Here is a 15,162-nt window from a genome sequence, read left to right on the forward strand (position 1 = left end):
GTCACAGCTCGAAAATATCGCGCAGGTTCTTCACCGGCTGCTGCTCGGAGGTGAGGTTCAGGTCCGCCCGCAGGTGTTCGATATGCTCGCTCACCAACCGCAGCACCTCATCCTCATTCCCGCCCATCAGCGCCTCGACGATGGCGTCGTGTTCATCCGGGCCGCAGTTGAAATATCCGGTATCGCGATAGACCGCAGTGATCAGCGAACTGCGCGAGATCAGATCCCGCAGGATGCTCTGCAACACGCTCGACCCGGTCAGTTCCGCCAGTTTGAGGTGAAACAGACCCGAAAGCCGGATCACATCCGCCAGATGGCCGTCTGCAATCGCTTCGCGTTCGCGTCTCACAATATCGCGCAGATCGTCAGCGGCTTGCGGGGTCAGCTGTCCGGTCAGCTGTGCCGCGACGCGGGTTTCGACCGTGCTTCGCAGATAGAAAACGTCGCGGGCTTCCTGCACGCCGGGCGCGGCCACCTGCGCCCCTTTGTTGGGTATGATATCGACCAGCCCTTCCCGCGACAATTGCAACAGGACCGAGCGGATGCGTGCGCGCCCGACCTCGAAACTCTCGGCCAGTTCTTCCTCTTTCAACCGGGCCCCGGGTGCCAGACGCCCCTGCGCGATGGCCAACCAGATCCGTTCTGCGATTTCAGATGAGTCCATTGCATTCTCCAATTCCAATGTGACCAAGTAGGGCCAACAATACTGCTGACAAGAATGTCGACAGTCCTGCGCTAAATTGCCATAGAACCAGAAATTGAACAGAAGCGCGCCATGAAATTCGACTTTACCACCGAAACACCCGAGGTCCGCTACCGCCTTTTGTCGAACTTTGTCGGCCCCCGCCCCATCGCCCTTGTCTCTACCACTGGGAAAAACGGACCCAATGCGGCCCCAATGAGCTTTTTCAACGTGTTCTCCCACGATCCTGCGATCCTGATCCTCGGGATCCAGAAACGTCTCGACGGGCGCGACAAGGACACCGTGGCAAATATCCAAAGCACTGGCAGCTTCGTGGTCAACATGGTCGATATGGCCATCGCCGAGGGCATGCTGATCTGCGGCCTGCCCTTCGAGCCGGGCGTCGACGAGATTGCCACCGCTGGCTTGACCAAACGGCCCGGCGTTCACGTGCCGGTGCCCTCGATCGCCGAAAGCCCCTGCGTGATGGAATGCATCACTCAAGAGGTGATTGACTACGGGCGGCGCGATCATTCTGGACAAGGTCGTGCACATGGACGTCCGCGACGATTGCCTTGATCCCGAAGGGCGCTACGTCGACCCAGCCGCCTATCAACCGATCGCCCGCCTGCATGCGGACAACTACATCGTGCCGGACGCCCAGTTCGAACTGAAGGCCCCTGCCCTCGACACCATCACGCCCGTGCCGGCGGACACGCGCGCGGATGCCGAGGGGTAGGTAGGTTCAGACCGCCGGAACAGTCTCGGTTTCGCCCGCAGGGGCGCCATTCTCATCTTCCACCCGATGACACGCCGTGCGCGGCTGTCCCGGGTCCTGAAAAATCATCTGCGCCGCATAGCGGCGGCCGTCGGACGCAGTCCCGAACGCGGGCGTGCCGTCCGTCGGTGTGACCAACCCGGTGACCAGGCGCGCGACGGTGGGTTTGCCGCAGCCGGATTCCCCGACCCGCGACAGGCATCCCCCGTCGGGCACATCGAAATCCAGGGTGTCAACGGCTCGCAGCTTGCGCTTCGGGGCCCCTTCCAGAACCCGGTTCAGCCAGGGCGGTGACACATCGAAAATCCGGGTCAGACCCCGGACACTCAAGGCAGGCGGACGGCTCATAGCGTGACCCCTTTATCGTGAAGATGACAGGCGGCAAGCGCCGTTTTTGGCAGGAACGAGTGCGGGAACCTCGACGCGGCAGCGGGGGCCAGCATGGGCGCAGCACGGGTTGAACGCGCAACCTTGCGGGATCGCCGACAGCCGCGGCAAAAGCACCTTGCCGCCCGCGATCTCTCCTGGGGGCTCCAACAGTTGCTGCACGGCCAGCCCGGTCATCGACTTGTCCGCGCCGCTTTCTCCGGCAACCCCGAGGATCTCTCCGGCGGCGATGGAAAAGCTCACCTTGTCCAGCGCGCGCAACGTCCCGTGGCGGCCAGGAAATTGCACGACGAGGCCTTCGACCTGAAGAACGGCTTCAGTCTGGCTCATCGGTGCGTTCCTCCAGTGGGAAAGACGGCGGGAAAACTTCGGACTGCGGGGGATGGTTCTAGCTGCGACCGGGGTATTGCGCCTTCATAGTGTCGAGATCCTGAAAGCCGCGGTCTTCGTCGAAATAGGGCACCGGCTTGCCCAGTTCATCCAGCACCATCCCACCTGCGCGATAGGTGGGCGACAGGAAAACCCGCAGGCCCATTTCTCCAACGGCATCCGCAGCGGCATCGAATTCCGCGACGGTCTCACCCCATTCGCGTTAGAACAGGCTCACAATCGGGGCGCCCGAAGTGATCCCGGACATGAGCAATTGCCCGAAGGCATAGCGCTTCTGAAAGGCGAGGTCCTCGGGGGAATACATCTCACGCGCGCATTCGGCGTAGGCCCGTGGCCAAACGCGACCCTGGCCCAGCCGGGGCTGTGATCGATGCCCAAAATGGTCGTGTCCAGATCGCTGAGCGCATCGAAGCCCACAAACGCGGGGGAGATCAGCGCAGACCCGAAATTGACCACCCAGGCCTCGATGCCCGTGGATTTGCCCGCGTGCAGCACACGGCCGTTTTCAATCAGCACTTCGCCGTCGCGGCACAACCGGTGGCCGTTACCGTTATGCAGCAGCACCCATCCGCCCGGAGCGCAAGCTTGCCTTTTTCGGCAGTGCCCAGTGTCAATGATGAGAGGTCAGAAATGTAACGGCTCATGACATCACCTCATTGTCTTGCGTAAAGACCCCGTCGCGGACAACGACCCGGCCGGATTTCAGGGTCATGCGGCGCGGTGCTGTCGCGGCGGCCGCATGGGCGGGCGTCATGGGCTCGATCGAACACAGATCCGCCAGGGACCCGATTGACAGGTATGCTCGTAGAGCGGCGCGGCAAAGGCGGCCACGACGATCAGCACCAGCACCGCGAACGAGAATAAGGCCGGAGGTTTGTGCGTGAATGACCACCAAAGGTCGCTGTCGCGGAACCGGCGCAGGCGCGATGGGCCCTCCCCGTCCGAGGGCACCATCTGGTTGGCATGACTGACAAAGGGTGTTTCAGGAAGATCAGAGGGCATCGTGCGTGCTTCAGTCGGGGATTAGTCATCGCGTAAACGATATCGACCGAGGTGTTGAGGATGACGAAAATGGCGCTGATGATGGCGAGATAGGCAGCCATCGCAGGGAATTCGAGGTAGGTCACCGTCTGGATGCCCGGCCATTGGAACACTGTCTCAGCGATCAGCACAAAACATACACAAAACATATTTGTAAACAATAATGTTGACACGAACTGATCTGTGACATGCCTATCCACTCGTAAAGCCTGAACAGCACTGCATCAGTGATGAAAAAGATCGCAGATGCTGCGCGGGCCGTCGCCGGGCCAGAGACCGAGATTGTCGCCGCCACTGTGACAACCGCGCCTGCGTCTATCGAGAGCCGCAGCGACGAATCGTCGCGCTCTAAGTGCCGAGGGCTGTCAACGTCATTTCTGAGAACCTCCTGCAGTATGGCTTGGACCGAAAATGCCAAAGCGTTCGCTCGGCTCAGATTCCTGTACTCGCCTTAGAAACTGCAGGTGCATCGGCCACAGAACGCATTCGGGCCGAGATCCGTCGTGCGATGGAGGTTGACGGCGCTGAGGCAACCGTTTTGGGTTGCGCCGGAATGGCCAACCTCGCGATGAATCTCAGTCGCGAATTCCAGATCCCTGTAATCGATGGCGTTGCCGTCGCAGTGAAACAGGCAGAGGCGTTGGTGGCCTGTGGAAGAGCGGAACGTTCGCGCCGTTGCAGCATGCCGCCCTGCCCGCTTAGACCACCGCATTAGAGCGAGCCACTCTGTAGTCCCCGATTGTCCACCGCGGTGGACAATCCTTTCATCAGGCCGCGCGCTGTCCACCGCGGTGGACATCACGAGACACGAGCCTGCATCGACATACGTTTCAGCAAGGTTGACGGCACAAACTGGGTCCGCTTGCACCCCAGCGTGATACTGTGGAAATAGGCCATGAAATCCTTGATGCGGTTACCAAGTTGCAAGACGATAAAAATGGCCGCTGACGCTTTCTGTGCACCAACGCTCCGTTTTGCTTGCTCGAAAACCTGCGGAGGAATCCCCATCATCGGCGCAAGCGTCCGGGCGTGACCTTCAATGTCCGCCCAGGTCGTCAGCCGCTTACAAGAGAAGGACATCGCCTGATCGCAAACCGCGGTCAGCATCTCGGGTTGGATGTTTTCATCGACTGAAGGGCTGTCTAAATCTTTTTTTTCTTTTATAGATATAGAATGGTGCCGGACAGTTTGACCGTCATTGGCGGGCAATTGCGCTGGTTCGGGACTGCGATCCGTGGCGAGGATCTCCAGACACAATGCCTCTGCTTCGCTCAAAATGGCGCGGTAATCAGTAAGACTGAGCTTGCGGCGCAGCGTTTTGCGGGTTTGAGCGACGAATGCAAGATCTGGATCTTGATCTTCAAGTTGCGAAAGTTTGGTGAGGATTTGCTTGCGCAGGAAAATCTTGTCACGCCGTGCGTTCTCGAACTCCTGCGCAATTGCCATCAACTCGCCCGCCCGCTGCAAGAGAGGGGCCAAGGATAGGCCATAGCTCACGCAGGCGCCGCCTGAAGAGCGCACACGGTAGCGTTTGCGGTTCGAGCTGTCCTGCCGGTGGATGAAACCCAGTTCGACAAAGCGACTGATGTGCCGCCGCAGCGTCCGCTCATCAATCCCACCGACACGCTGACAGATCGAGTCATTGGACGCAAAGACCGTCTCACCATGGCCGGGCTTCAGGAAGCTGAGCATGGCCTGCAGGGTTTGCAAGTGCCCCGGGCGGAGGCCAAAAGCGCTGCGGGCATCCCGCAATGCACGGAAAATCGCCCAGATCTCGGTTTGCGAATTGGCGCCGGGAACGCTTGGCGCTCCGGCGGCTTCGATGGATAGTTTGGTAAATGCCATAACTGCATCACGATGACCGTTCGGCCCACAGCTTTCCCGGTCTTTGACGCGGATAAACGCGAAAAAGGGCAACAAAAGTCCGTCCACCGAATCGGTGGCACTTGACCGTCATATAGGAGGTTGCTACATCATGAGTGCTAATCAGATGATGAGGGCTCTCCAGGGGAAACTTTGGGGGGCTCTTTTCTTTCTGGTCCTCGCTTTTCTCCTCTGCTCGGGTTTCACGTTTTGACGCGGGTCAGGATCCTGCGTCGTTCTCCTTGCGCCACTGCTCGAAGATCTGCTGAAGCGAGGCTTCGGCATGCTCTTCAAGCCATCGGGCGAAGTCCGGGTTGTCAATGCGCGCCACCTTGATGGCGAGCGCTTTGTCGTCGACGGTGAGCGTTCCGAGCGTGCCGCCTTCAGGGGCCGTCACCACAGAAGTGCGACGGGCTAGGGTGGGGGCCTTCGTCGCCCGCACCTGCCGCGTGCAAGCCGAGTAGACCGCCTGAAACCTGTCCGGACTGGGCGTGCCGTCGGGCAGGGCGCCGATCACCTCGCGCGCGGTGCCGACAAGATCAACCTTCTTACCCAAAGCGGCGAGATCGGCCCATTGCCGCCGACCGATCCCGTGCGCAGGACCGATCAGGGATACGAGGTCGGCCGGCAACTGGTCCAGCACCACGCGATGGTTGGACACGCCCTGCCGCGTCAGGCCAAGGGCGTCCTGAATGACCTTAGGGCGATAGCCTGCGGACTGCATCTCATTTATAAACAACGATTTTTCGATGAAGGAGGGGTCCAGACGCAGGTTGTTTTCCTGACCCTGCGCAATCAAAGAGGCATCGTCGTCCAGCGTCCGGACGATGGCCTTGATCGTGCCGCCGATCTTGCGGATCGCGGCCAAGCGGCGGCGCCCGTAAACGATGTTGTAGCGGTCCGCCTTCTCCGAGGGCCGCACCATGATCGGCACCTGCTGCCCATGTTCGCGAATGCTCTCCGCAAGCTCATCGATGCTGCTGTCATCCAGCGCCAGACGGTCGCGCAAACCATCCATGTCGATCTGATCGGGGTCGATGTCGCGGATCGAATTGGCGGTGATTTCCCGCAGGGAATCCCGCAGCCCGCCCACGGAGCCAGGCAGTTTCGCAGCGCGTGGCAGGGCAGGGGAGGGGGCCGTGCTGCCCGTCTCGTCCTTGGGGGGCTGGTTGAAGATATTCCGGGCCATCAGCGTCGCCCCCATGACATTTGAATGGTCTGTTCCAACTCGTCCGCCACCCCGTTCACGCTGGTAAGGGCGCGGTCGATCGTCTTGCGGATAAATTGACCCGGATCGACCTCGTAGACCGTCTGTTGGGTCATGCCCGCATCGGAGATCGCGGTGGATTTCAGCATCGGCTCGGTCATCACCTGCCCGGCAAGGATCGAACGCAGATAGCCCGCCATTTGGGTTTGTGGCCCGTCCGAGGGCTCGTATCGGGTGATCAGGAACTTCACGAAATCCCAAGTGACCCGCCGGCCGATGGCGTCTTCGACGGCCTTCACCGTTTCCGAGGCAAGCTTGAGAAATTGGCTCATCGAGGCGATGTCGAGCATGCCGGGCACCACGGTGACCAACAGCCCCGTGGAGGCCGCGAGCGCCGTCAAGGTCAGGAACCCAAGCTGCGGCGGGCAGTCGATCAGAACGATGTCGTAATCTCCCTCGACCTCTTCCAAGGCCAGCGCCAGCCGTTCCGCAAAAATCGGCTGCACGCGGCGGGCGAGGGCATTGGCCGTCTCGGTTTCGTATTCCGAAAGCATCAGCCCTGCCGGCACCATGTCCAGCTTGTGGAAATAGGTCTTCTGGATCACTTCGGACAGGGGCAGCTGATCGTCATATTTCAGCGCGTCATAGATCGTGCCGCCTTCGGCGAACTCGAGCTCGGGCCGAAAGCCGAAGAACGTCGTCAGACTGGCTTGCGGATCGAGGTCGAGCACCAGAACGCGGTAGCCGCGCAGAGCATAGCGCTGCGCCAGATGGATCGTCGCCGTGGTCTTGGACGAGCCGCCCTTGAAGTTGACCACCGAAATGACCTGCAAGCGGTCACCCTCGCGTCGACCGGGTCGGTAGCTCTCGGCGTTCTTTCCGGTCCGTTCCAGAATATCGCGAAGGTTATCAACCTCTTGCGCGGTATAAAACCGATGGCCGCGATTGTCCGTATGCACTTCGGGAAAGCTTCCGTCCTTGTGCCGGTTGCGCAGGTTTGACGGGCTCACCCGCAGCAGGCCCGCGACCTCGGTCGAACTGAAACGCCGAAGGAATTTCCGCTCTTCGGGTTCAAACGCGATCTTCATCTGCCGATCCAGAGATCCTGCAAGATTGTCCGCGAAAGCCCCGATATCAGAAGAGCCTATGCCCTGTGCGAATCCACCGTTAGGTTCATCCATGTCTGCCGCCTGCGTTTGGCCTTTGCGAAGGCTCTTTGTCATTCTGACGGCAAGCAGCGTATCTGACGCATTTTGCCGTCAGAATGGAAATGCCATGTTCCGTTGGGTCCGGCAAGACAAATCTAAATGTTGTGGGAAAGTTATCCACAGTCGCTAGGGAGCCTCTGGTTGCGAATAGCGCCTAACCTGTTGAATTGACGCCTAATTTCAAACCCGGCGGGCAGACAACCTTAAGGCCTCGGGCCGACTATGGTTGCCGCACCCTTGGCGGTCCGACCGCAAACGACACAACCACCCCCACTTCGATTCGGACATATTCCTCTCTCCGGCTTCCTTTTCGCGGCAAACCCGCCATCTAGCGCCAGTAAGGTTGAGAAATCATGAATCCCTCGCGTTTTTCAGCCACCCGATGCAGCAAATACGCTTTCTTTCCCGCGTACCTTGGCATTCGCCCCCTATGCGCTAGGTTTTTCTCCGAAGCGGGCGCCGGTGGCGTTCCGTCAATGCTATTTCGGGGAGATTTTCTGATGACATCGACAAAATTACTGGCCGCCTCTGGCCTCATGGCGCTGCTTTCGACCACGGCACTGGCGGACATCACCGTCTCGTCGAAGATCGACACCGAGGGCGGATTGCTGGGCAATATCATCGCACTGGCCCTTGAGGATGCGGGCCTGCCGGTTGAGCGGCGTTTGCAACTGGGCGGCACGCAGGTCGTGCGCGAAGCCATTCTGGCCGATCAGATCGACATCTATCCTGAATACACCGGCAATGCCGCGTTCTTCTTCGGCGAGGCTGACAGCGACGTCTGGAAGGACGCCGAGGCCGCGCAAGCCCGCGCAGCCGAGCTCGACAAGGGTGAGAACAACGTGATCTGGCTCGACTCCGCGCCCGCCAACAATACATGGGCGATCGCTGTCACAGGGCCAATCGCCGAAGAGAACGACCTGGTGACCATGTCGGACTTTGGCGCATGGGTCGCGGACGGGGGCGAGGTGAAGCTCGCTGCCTCGACGGAATTCGTCTCCTCCCCGGCGGTTCTGCCCGCCATGCAAGAGACCTACGGCTTCGAGCTCACCCAGGATCAGACGGTGATCCTGTCCGGTGGGGACACAGCGGCGACGATTCAGGCGGCGGCGCGGGGCACCTCCGGGGTGAACGCGGCGATGGTTTATGGCACCGACGGCGGGGTGGGCGCTACCGGGTTGGTGGTCATGGAAGACGACAAGGGCGTGCAGCCAGTCTATGAGCCCGCGCCCATCGCCCGCGCCGAGGTGCTCGAGGAATACCCTTCAATCCCGGACGTCCTCAACCCGATCTTTGCCGAGCTCGACATGGCGACCCTGCAAGACCTGAACGGACGTATTCAGGTGGGCGGTGAGCCTGCGGAAGCGGTCGCGCGGGATTATCTGACCCAGGCCGGGGTTCTGGACTGATCCCGGGCACTACGGTGATCCAAGACCGGGTGGCGGGCACGGTCTCGCCGCCCGGTGTTCTGTTTGCGATGCTCGGCGTCGCGGCATTGTTGACCCCGTTCATGACGCTGGCCGCCAACCGCATCGTCGCGGGTGAGGGGGTCATGGCCTGGGCGGTCGCCGCACCGGCTCTGGTGGCACCGGGTTTGCTCGCGGTGGCAGCGGGTCTTTTGCTGGGGGTGCCCGCGGGCAAGCCGTGGCTGCGGCTTTTCGGCTCTGTTTTAGGGCTGTCCGGGCTTCTTTGGCTACTGATGCAAGGGGCACCGGCCTTGCTCGACGGGGAAGGGGGCTATGCACGGGTGTCCCCCGCGATAGGCTTTTGGCTGCTGCTGGTGATCCTGTCACTCTTGCTCGCCGATACGCTCACCGCTTTGGCGCCCGGGCCGTGGATGCGGCTGGGGTTTTTGGCGGTGGCGAGCGCGGTTCTGGGCGTGGTTCTCTGGTCCGGCGCGCTGGCTGATCTTTCGGTGATGCAGGAATTCTCCAGCCGCCGCGATGCCTTTCTCCGTGAGGCGTTGCGGCATCTGGGACTGGCCTTCGGCTCACTCGCCACGGCCACGGTGATCGGCTTTCCCTTGGGCATTCTTTGCCATCGCCGGGCCGGTCTGCGCGGGGCGATCCTGCCGGTGCTGAGCTTTCTGCAAACGATCCCCTCGCTGGCGATGTTCGGCCTGATGATCCCGATCCTCGGCTGGGTCGGCGACGCGGTGCCCGGCGCGCAGGACTTGGGCATCGCGGGCATCGGCTTTGCACCCGCCTTTCTGGCGCTTGTGCTTTATTCTCTGCTGCCCGTGGTGGGCAACACGGCCGCCGGGCTGGCCGCGGCACCGCCAGCAGCCCTTGAGGCGGCACGCGGCATGGGAATGACCCCGCTCCAGCGCCTGTTGCGGGTGGAATTGCCCCTCGGCCTGCCGATCATCCTGACCGGGTTGCGCATCGTTCTGGTACAGAACATCGGCCTTGCGGTGATCGCGGGGCTGATTGGCGGCGGCGGGTTCGGCACCTTCGTGTTCCAAGGCCTCAACCAGACGGCCACCGACCTTATCCTGCTGGGCGCTTTGCCCACTGTCGCGCTGGCCCTTGCGGCGGCCATCGTGATGGATGCCTTGGTGGACCTGACACGCCGCACCCCGAAAGGCACCCCATGATCGAGATCGACGGCATCACCAAGACCTATGGCGCGATGACGGCGGTGGACGCCGTGTCGATGACGGTCGAGACCGGAACCATTACGGTGATCGTCGGCACCTCGGGCTCGGGCAAGACGACGCTGCTGCGTATGATCAACCGGCTGGAAGAACCCAGCGCCGGTGAGGTGCGCATCAACGGAGAGGCGACCCATAGCCTCAAGCCGCACATCCTGCGGCGGCGCATCGGCTATGCCATTCAGGGGCACGGATTGTTTCCCCATCACACGGTGGGGCGCAACATCGGCGCGGTGCCCGAATTGCTGAACTGGCCCAAGGACAAGATCCGCGCCCGCGTGGATGAGCTGCTTGAGCTGTTTTCCATGGACCCCGATGCCTTCCGCGACCGCTATCCGGCGGAGCTGTCCGGCGGGCAGCAACAGCGGGTCGGTGTGGCGCGGGCGTTGGCGTCGCGGCCTGATCTGTTGCTGATGGACGAGCCTTTCGGCGCGCTTGACCCGATCATCCGCACCCGCGCGCAGGAGGATCTGCGGCGTATTCAGCAACGATTGGGCTCAACCATCATGCTGGTGACCCACGACATGGAAGAGGCGATCCGGCTGGGCGACCGTGTGGCGGTCATGGATGGCGGCAAGCTCGTGCAACATGGCACTCCGGCCGAGATCATCGCCGCACCTGCGACGGAGTTTGTGGCCGACATGGTAGGCGATGTGGAACGTCCCCTGCGGTTGTTGTCGCTGATCCCCGCGGGCGAGGTCGTGGAGGAGGGCACAGCAAACGGCGAGGCCCTGCCTGCCTCCGCCAGCCTGCGCGACGCGCTGTCGGCCTGTCTCTGGACGGGGCGCGAGGCTGTGCCGATTGAACGCGACGGAGCGGCGGCAGGGCGGGTAACGCTTGCGGCAATCCGCGCCCGGGCCGAGGCTCACGGATGAGCATCGGGTGGTCTCTGCGGCCAATATTGGCTCTGTTCCTGCTGGTTTTGGTGCTGCGGCCCGAGTGGTTCGCCCCGATGCTGGCACCGCTTGCCCCCGAGGGAGGGCCGGTGATCTATGAGCGTGCCTCGCTTCTGTCGCTGTCGCTAAGCCATCTCGCACTGGTCGCGGCCGCCTCGGCTGCGGCGGTTGTGGTGGCGGTGACGCTGGCGATTCTGGTGACGCGGCCTTCGGGCGCCGCGTTCCGGCCCGTGTCGCGCACGGTGGCCAATATGGGCCAGACCTTCCCGCCGGTGGCGGTTTTGGCGTTGGCCGTGCCTGCGCTCGGGTTCGGCGCAGGGCCGACGCTGGTGGCGCTGTTCCTTTACGGGCTGTTGCCGATCTTCGAGAACGCGGTCACCGGACTGTCCAACCTGCCGCCCGCCACGATGGAGGCCGCGCGGGGCATCGGATTGAACCGCTGGCAACGTCTGGTGCGGGTGGAATTACCGCTGGCCCTGCCGGTGATCCTGACCGGCGTGCGGCTCTCTGTGGTGATTGCCATGGGCACGGCGACGATCGGCTCGACCGTGGCGGCGCGCACCCTTGGTGAGGTGATCATCGCCGGATTGCTGACCAACAACACCGCCTATGTCGTGCAGGGTGGTCTGGTCGTGGGCCTCTTCGCGGTGCTGATCTATGACGCGATGGTGCAGCTTGAGCGGCGGCTGGCGGCGCGTGTGGGTCTTTGATCACTCCGTCGCGCCGGCCCAATCCTGCAACTTGTCGATCACGCCTTCGGTCAGGCTTTGCAGATCGTCCTGAAGCTCAAGCGCAGGGCAAGGCGCATCCAGCCGGTCTTTCATGTCCGACAGGGTGAACCTGTTGGCCCCTTTGAGCGTCTTGAGTTCGTCCCATGTCACCGGCGTGGCCACCGGCGCGCCAGTGCGGGCGCGGATCGAATAGGGGGCGATGGCCGTGGCCCCGCGTTCGTTGCGCAGATAGTCGATGAAAATCCGGCCCTTGCGCTTGGATTTCGACATGCTGGCAGTGTAGCGGTCGGGGAATTTCGTCTCTAACACATGGGCGACGGTCTTCGAGAACAGCTTCACCGTGTCCCAACCCTGACTGCGGCGCAGGGGCAGCCAGACGTGGACACCCTTGCCGCCGGTGACCATCGCGCCCGAGGTCAGGCCAAGATCGGCCAGCGTGTCGCGCAGCTGAAACGCTGCGGCGCGAACGTCCTTCCAGTCGAGCCCCTCGTCGGGATCAAGGTCGAACACCATCCGGTCGGGCCGGTCCAGCCGGTCCGCGCGCGCGCCCCAGATGTGGAACTCGATCGTGCCCATCTGGGCGGCGGCGATCAGGCTTTCAGGGCGGGTGGCGTAAAGGTAATCGGCAGCGTCTCCGTCGCTTTCCTCGATTGCGATGCGCGACAGCTCGGACGGCATTCCGCCGCTGTCGTGCTTTTGGAAGAAACAGGCGTCGTCAATGCCGGAGGGGCAGCGGAAGAGCGACAGCGGGCGGTGCCCGGCCAGCGCGATCGACCGCTCTCCGACACGGGCATAGTGTCTGGCCACGTCGCCCTTGGTGCAGCCTGCGTCGGGGAAAACCGCGCGGTCGGCGTTGCTGATGCGGATACCCGCGATCTTGTTTGAATCCGTCTCTGTTTCGGCGGACATCGGCTCCTCCAGCGTGATTTCATCGGCGGTTTTGTCCGCGCGGAGACCAAGAAAACTGCCATGCCGGACAGCGCCGTCGGCGGTGAACTCGGCGAAATCGACCTCGGCTACAAGGGTTGGGCGCACCCATTTGGCGTCCTTCGCGATGGCCTTGGGCACATCGTCGGCGGGTGGGGTTTTCCGCGGGGTCATCTGAGCCGCGATGTCGTCCAGATCGCTGTCGGAGAAGCCGGTGCCGACGCGGCCACGGTAGCGCAGCCGATCGCCTTCGTGACTGCCCAGAAGCAGCGAGGCGAAGGGGCGGCCTTTCTTGTCGGACGGCGAATAACCAATGATGACGAACTCCTGCCGGCGGGTGCATTTGACCTTGCGCCAGGCTTTGGAGCGGGTGCCGCGATAGGGGGCGTCGATGCGTTTGCTGATGATCCCCTCGGCCCCCGCCTTGCAGGCGCTTTCGAACAGCTCGGGTCCATTGCCGACAATCTGGTCGGTGAGGCGCAGGGGGCCATCAGCGGGCACGCCGGAGAGCAGATCAGCGAGTTTCGCGCGGCGCTCCGACTGCGGTTTCTTGCGCAGATCTGCCCCGTCGAGGTGCAGCAGATCGAAGGCGAAGAACACCAGCCCGGTACCGTCTTTCAACGCCCGTTGCAAAGACGAAAAGGCGGACCCCTCGATCCGCGCGGCCATGACCTCTCCGTCGATCAGTGCTGCGTCGCAGGGCAGGGGGGCGAAGGCCCCGTCGAGGGCGTGGAACCGGTCGGTCCAGTCTTTGCCGGAACGGGTGTAAAGCCGCGTGCCGTCCTTGCCCAAGGCCGCGAGACAGCGATACCCGTCGAACTTGGTCTCATGCACCCAATCGTCCCCGTCCGGTGCAGCCTCGACCAGCGTAGCCAGTTGCGGCTTGACGAAGGCGGGACGTTTGCGGCTGCGGTCGGGGCGGGGGTCAGGGGCGGGTTTTTTCGCAGCGTTCTCGGCAATCTCATCCATCGTGCGGCCCGTGGTGACCGAGATCACCTCGTTGTCCGTCAGGTCATCGGCACCGCCCACGTAAGCGTCACGCTCTTTTATCAGAAGCCAATTCTCGCGCTTTTCTTTGGGCTTGCCGCGCATCCGAACCAGTGTCCAGCGGCCCTGCATGCGCTGGCCTTGCAGGGTGAACTGCAGCTTGCCTTCGGCCAACCCCTCTTCCACGTCCTCTTGCGGCACCCATGTGCCGGTGTCCCACAGCATCACCGTCCCGCCGCCGTATTGCCCCTTGGGGATCGTGCCTTCAAAGGCGCCATAGTCCAGCGGGTGATCCTCGGTCCGCACGGCCAGGCGCTTTTCGGCCGGATCAAGGGACGGCCCCTTGGTGACCGCCCAACTGAGCAGCACGCCATTCCATTCCAGCCGGAAATCGTAGTGCAATCGCGTGGCCGCGTGTTTCTGCACCACGAAGCTGCGCCGCGCCTGTGTCGTGCCGATCTGGCCGCGCGGCTCATCCGTGCGGGTAAAATCCCGCATCCGGTTGTAGTCGGCAAGGGGGTCGGGGGACTTGGCCATCTACGACGCCTTTTTGCGGGTCGTCTTCTTTTTCGGCTTCCTGCCGTCGGCGGCCTTCAGGCTCTCTTTCAGCGCAGACATAAGGTCGACGACATTCTCGCCACCGCTGCTGCCGCCGTCATCGTCGGCATGAACGCGGGGCGTTTTCTTGTTCTTGATCTTGGCGTCCAGAAGCTCTTGCAGGGCCTCGGCGTATTTGTCGTGATAGGCCCCCGCGTCGAAGGGTGCGCTCTTGCGGTCGATGAGCGAGGTTGCGACGTCAAGCAACTCCTTGTCGACCTTCTCGTCCTCGATGTCGGTGAACATTTCGTCCGCCTCGCGCAACTCATCCTCGTAGTGCAGCGTTTCCATCAACAGCCCGTCGCCGCAGGGCTTCACTGCCGCAAGGTATTCCTTGCCGCGCATGGTGACCTGCCCCAGCCCGACCTTGCCCGCCTTGCGCAAGGCATCGCGCACCACGCGGTAGGCGTCTTGCGCCAGATCGTCCGAGGCGGTGATGTAATAGGGTTTGTTGAAATACAGGGGCGAGATTTCGCAGGCATCGACAAACTGCACCAGCTCGAAGGTTTTCTTGGTCTCCAGCTTGATCGCGTCGATCTCGTCAGGGTCGAGGAGGATGTATTCATCGTCGCTCACCTCATAACCTTTGACGATGTCCTCGGACTTCACCGGCCCTAGACCGGGCACCGATTTCTCATAGCGAACGCGCTTGCCCGAGGGTTGGTGGATTTGCCGGAACGACACCCGCGCGCCGGTTTTCGTGGCGGAGAAAATTTCCACGGGGATCGAGACCAGCGACAGGCGAAGCTGTCCTTTCCAGAGTGCGCGCGGAGCCATGGCGATGCCTTTCTGTCGGTTCGTTCCCTGCTCATGTA

At 62.3% G+C, this 15,162-nt stretch carries 18 protein-coding genes; 7 read left to right on the top strand and 11 right to left on the bottom strand.

Annotated elements, in window-relative coordinates:
• Position 1: 1 nt before the first annotated feature.
• Positions 2-664 carry a GntR family transcriptional regulator gene (locus tag DC363_RS14785; protein ID WP_108641934.1) on the bottom strand — a complete coding sequence of 221 codons (663 nt, stop codon included), beginning with the start codon at positions 662-664 and terminating at the stop codon, positions 2-4.
• Positions 665-775: 111 nt separating this feature from the next.
• On the opposite strand from DC363_RS14785, the gene DC363_RS14790 reads away from it, so the two are divergent.
• Positions 776-1,261 carry a flavin reductase family protein gene (locus DC363_RS14790; protein WP_241963020.1) on the top strand — a complete coding sequence of 162 codons (486 nt, stop codon included), beginning with the start codon at positions 776-778 and terminating at the stop codon, positions 1,259-1,261.
• Positions 1,236-1,421 carry a hypothetical protein gene (locus DC363_RS17180; RefSeq protein ID WP_241963021.1) on the top strand — a complete coding sequence of 62 codons (186 nt, stop codon included), beginning with the start codon at positions 1,236-1,238 and terminating at the stop codon, positions 1,419-1,421. Before DC363_RS14790 ends, DC363_RS17180 begins: the two co-directional genes overlap by 26 nt.
• A 6-nt stretch (positions 1,422-1,427) precedes the next feature.
• Here the strand turns inward: DC363_RS17180 and DC363_RS14795 are convergent, their stop codons facing one another.
• The 5 genes from DC363_RS14795 to DC363_RS14805 form a co-directional block, all read right to left on the bottom strand.
• Positions 1,428-1,808 (bottom strand): ATP-binding cassette domain-containing protein, encoded by a 381-nt coding sequence (locus DC363_RS14795; RefSeq protein ID WP_108641935.1) that lies wholly within the window; start codon positions 1,806-1,808, stop codon positions 1,428-1,430.
• 12 nt (positions 1,809-1,820) lie between these two features.
• Positions 1,821-2,177: an ABC transporter ATP-binding protein gene (locus DC363_RS16995; protein WP_196778435.1), complete on the bottom strand. Its 357-nt coding sequence runs from the start codon at positions 2,175-2,177 to the stop codon at positions 1,821-1,823.
• A gap of 58 nt (positions 2,178-2,235) precedes the next feature.
• Positions 2,236-2,382 (bottom strand): hypothetical protein, encoded by a 147-nt coding sequence (locus tag DC363_RS16880; RefSeq protein ID WP_158270886.1) that lies wholly within the window; start codon positions 2,380-2,382, stop codon positions 2,236-2,238.
• Between the two features lie 68 nt (positions 2,383-2,450).
• On the bottom strand, positions 2,451-2,801 hold the full coding sequence (locus DC363_RS16885; RefSeq protein ID WP_158270887.1) for a hypothetical protein: 351 nt from the start codon (positions 2,799-2,801) through the stop codon (positions 2,451-2,453).
• 186 nt (positions 2,802-2,987) lie between these two features.
• Positions 2,988-3,239, bottom strand: a complete 252-nt coding sequence (locus DC363_RS14805; RefSeq protein ID WP_108641936.1) for a hypothetical protein — start codon at positions 3,237-3,239, stop codon at positions 2,988-2,990.
• 391 nt (positions 3,240-3,630) lie between these two features.
• On the opposite strand from DC363_RS14805, the gene DC363_RS17185 reads away from it, so the two are divergent.
• Positions 3,631-3,993 carry an aspartate/glutamate racemase family protein gene (locus DC363_RS17185; RefSeq protein WP_241963022.1) on the top strand — a complete coding sequence of 121 codons (363 nt, stop codon included), beginning with the start codon at positions 3,631-3,633 and terminating at the stop codon, positions 3,991-3,993.
• Positions 3,994-4,076: 83 nt separating this feature from the next.
• Here the strand turns inward: DC363_RS17185 and repC are convergent, their stop codons facing one another.
• The 3 genes from repC to repA all read right to left on the bottom strand — a co-directional run bounded on the left by repC (position 4,077) and on the right by repA (position 7,529).
• A complete protein-coding gene (gene repC, locus DC363_RS14815; protein WP_241963023.1) occupies positions 4,077-5,195 on the bottom strand; it encodes a plasmid replication protein RepC in 1,119 nt (372 codons plus the stop codon).
• A 166-nt stretch (positions 5,196-5,361) separates the two neighbouring features.
• Positions 5,362-6,330 (bottom strand): plasmid partitioning protein RepB, encoded by a 969-nt coding sequence (gene repB / locus DC363_RS14820; protein ID WP_241963024.1) that lies wholly within the window; start codon positions 6,328-6,330, stop codon positions 5,362-5,364.
• Entirely contained in the window at positions 6,330-7,529 is a 1,200-nt protein-coding gene (gene repA / locus DC363_RS14825) for a plasmid partitioning protein RepA (RefSeq protein WP_108641939.1), read from the bottom strand. Before repA ends, repB begins: the two co-directional genes overlap by 1 nt.
• Before the next feature lie 527 nt (positions 7,530-8,056).
• Between repA and osmF the strand changes: the two genes are divergently transcribed.
• From osmF to DC363_RS14845, 4 genes are read left to right on the top strand one after another with little or no spacing between them, the layout of a single operon-like run.
• Positions 8,057-8,965, top strand: coding sequence for a glycine betaine ABC transporter substrate-binding protein OsmF (gene osmF / locus DC363_RS14830; RefSeq protein ID WP_108641988.1), 909 nt, complete (start codon positions 8,057-8,059; stop codon positions 8,963-8,965).
• Between the two features lie 14 nt (positions 8,966-8,979).
• Positions 8,980-10,152, top strand: coding sequence for an ABC transporter permease (locus tag DC363_RS14835; RefSeq protein WP_241963025.1), 1,173 nt, complete (start codon positions 8,980-8,982; stop codon positions 10,150-10,152).
• Entirely contained in the window at positions 10,149-11,084 is a 936-nt protein-coding gene (locus tag DC363_RS14840; RefSeq protein ID WP_108641940.1) for an ABC transporter ATP-binding protein, read from the top strand. Before DC363_RS14835 ends, DC363_RS14840 begins: the two co-directional genes overlap by 4 nt.
• Positions 11,081-11,815, top strand: coding sequence for an ABC transporter permease (locus tag DC363_RS14845; RefSeq protein ID WP_108641941.1), 735 nt, complete (start codon positions 11,081-11,083; stop codon positions 11,813-11,815). Before DC363_RS14840 ends, DC363_RS14845 begins: the two co-directional genes overlap by 4 nt.
• Here DC363_RS14845 and ligD read toward each other — a convergent pair whose 3' ends face one another.
• Entirely contained in the window at positions 11,816-14,287 is a 2,472-nt protein-coding gene (gene ligD, locus DC363_RS14850) for a DNA ligase D (protein ID WP_108641942.1), read from the bottom strand.
• Positions 14,288-15,124, bottom strand: a complete 837-nt coding sequence (gene ku / locus DC363_RS14855; RefSeq protein WP_108641943.1) for a non-homologous end joining protein Ku — start codon at positions 15,122-15,124, stop codon at positions 14,288-14,290.
• Between the last annotated feature and the right edge of the window lie 38 nt (positions 15,125-15,162).

Source organism: Thalassorhabdomicrobium marinisediminis (genome assembly GCF_003072065.1).
Lineage (GTDB): Bacteria > Pseudomonadota > Alphaproteobacteria > Rhodobacterales > Rhodobacteraceae > Octadecabacter > Octadecabacter marinisediminis.

Excerpts from the sequence above, each read along its gene's own strand:
- DC363_RS14785 (WP_108641934.1), bottom strand. The coding sequence starts at position 664 with ATGGACTCATCTGAAATCGCAGAACGGATCTGGTTGGCCATCGCGCAG.
- DC363_RS14790 (WP_241963020.1), top strand. The coding sequence starts at position 776 with ATGAAATTCGACTTTACCACCGAAACACCCGAGGTCCGCTACCGCCTT.
- DC363_RS17180 (WP_241963021.1), top strand. The coding sequence starts at position 1,236 with ATGGACGTCCGCGACGATTGCCTTGATCCCGAAGGGCGCTACGTCGAC.
- DC363_RS14795 (WP_108641935.1), bottom strand. The coding sequence starts at position 1,808 with ATGAGCCGTCCGCCTGCCTTGAGTGTCCGGGGTCTGACCCGGATTTTC.
- DC363_RS16995 (WP_196778435.1), bottom strand. The coding sequence starts at position 2,177 with ATGAGCCAGACTGAAGCCGTTCTTCAGGTCGAAGGCCTCGTCGTGCAA.
- DC363_RS16880 (WP_158270886.1), bottom strand. The coding sequence starts at position 2,382 with ATGGGCCTGCGGGTTTTCCTGTCGCCCACCTATCGCGCAGGTGGGATG.
- DC363_RS14805 (WP_108641936.1), bottom strand. The coding sequence starts at position 3,239 with ATGCCCTCTGATCTTCCTGAAACACCCTTTGTCAGTCATGCCAACCAG.
- repB (WP_241963024.1), bottom strand. The coding sequence starts at position 6,330 with ATGGCCCGGAATATCTTCAACCAGCCCCCCAAGGACGAGACGGGCAGC.
- repA (WP_108641939.1), bottom strand. The coding sequence starts at position 7,529 with ATGGATGAACCTAACGGTGGATTCGCACAGGGCATAGGCTCTTCTGAT.
- osmF (WP_108641988.1), top strand. The coding sequence starts at position 8,057 with ATGACATCGACAAAATTACTGGCCGCCTCTGGCCTCATGGCGCTGCTT.
- DC363_RS14840 (WP_108641940.1), top strand. The coding sequence starts at position 10,149 with ATGATCGAGATCGACGGCATCACCAAGACCTATGGCGCGATGACGGCG.
- DC363_RS14845 (WP_108641941.1), top strand. The coding sequence starts at position 11,081 with ATGAGCATCGGGTGGTCTCTGCGGCCAATATTGGCTCTGTTCCTGCTG.
- ligD (WP_108641942.1), bottom strand. The coding sequence starts at position 14,287 with ATGGCCAAGTCCCCCGACCCCCTTGCCGACTACAACCGGATGCGGGAT.
- ku (WP_108641943.1), bottom strand. The coding sequence starts at position 15,124 with ATGGCTCCGCGCGCACTCTGGAAAGGACAGCTTCGCCTGTCGCTGGTC.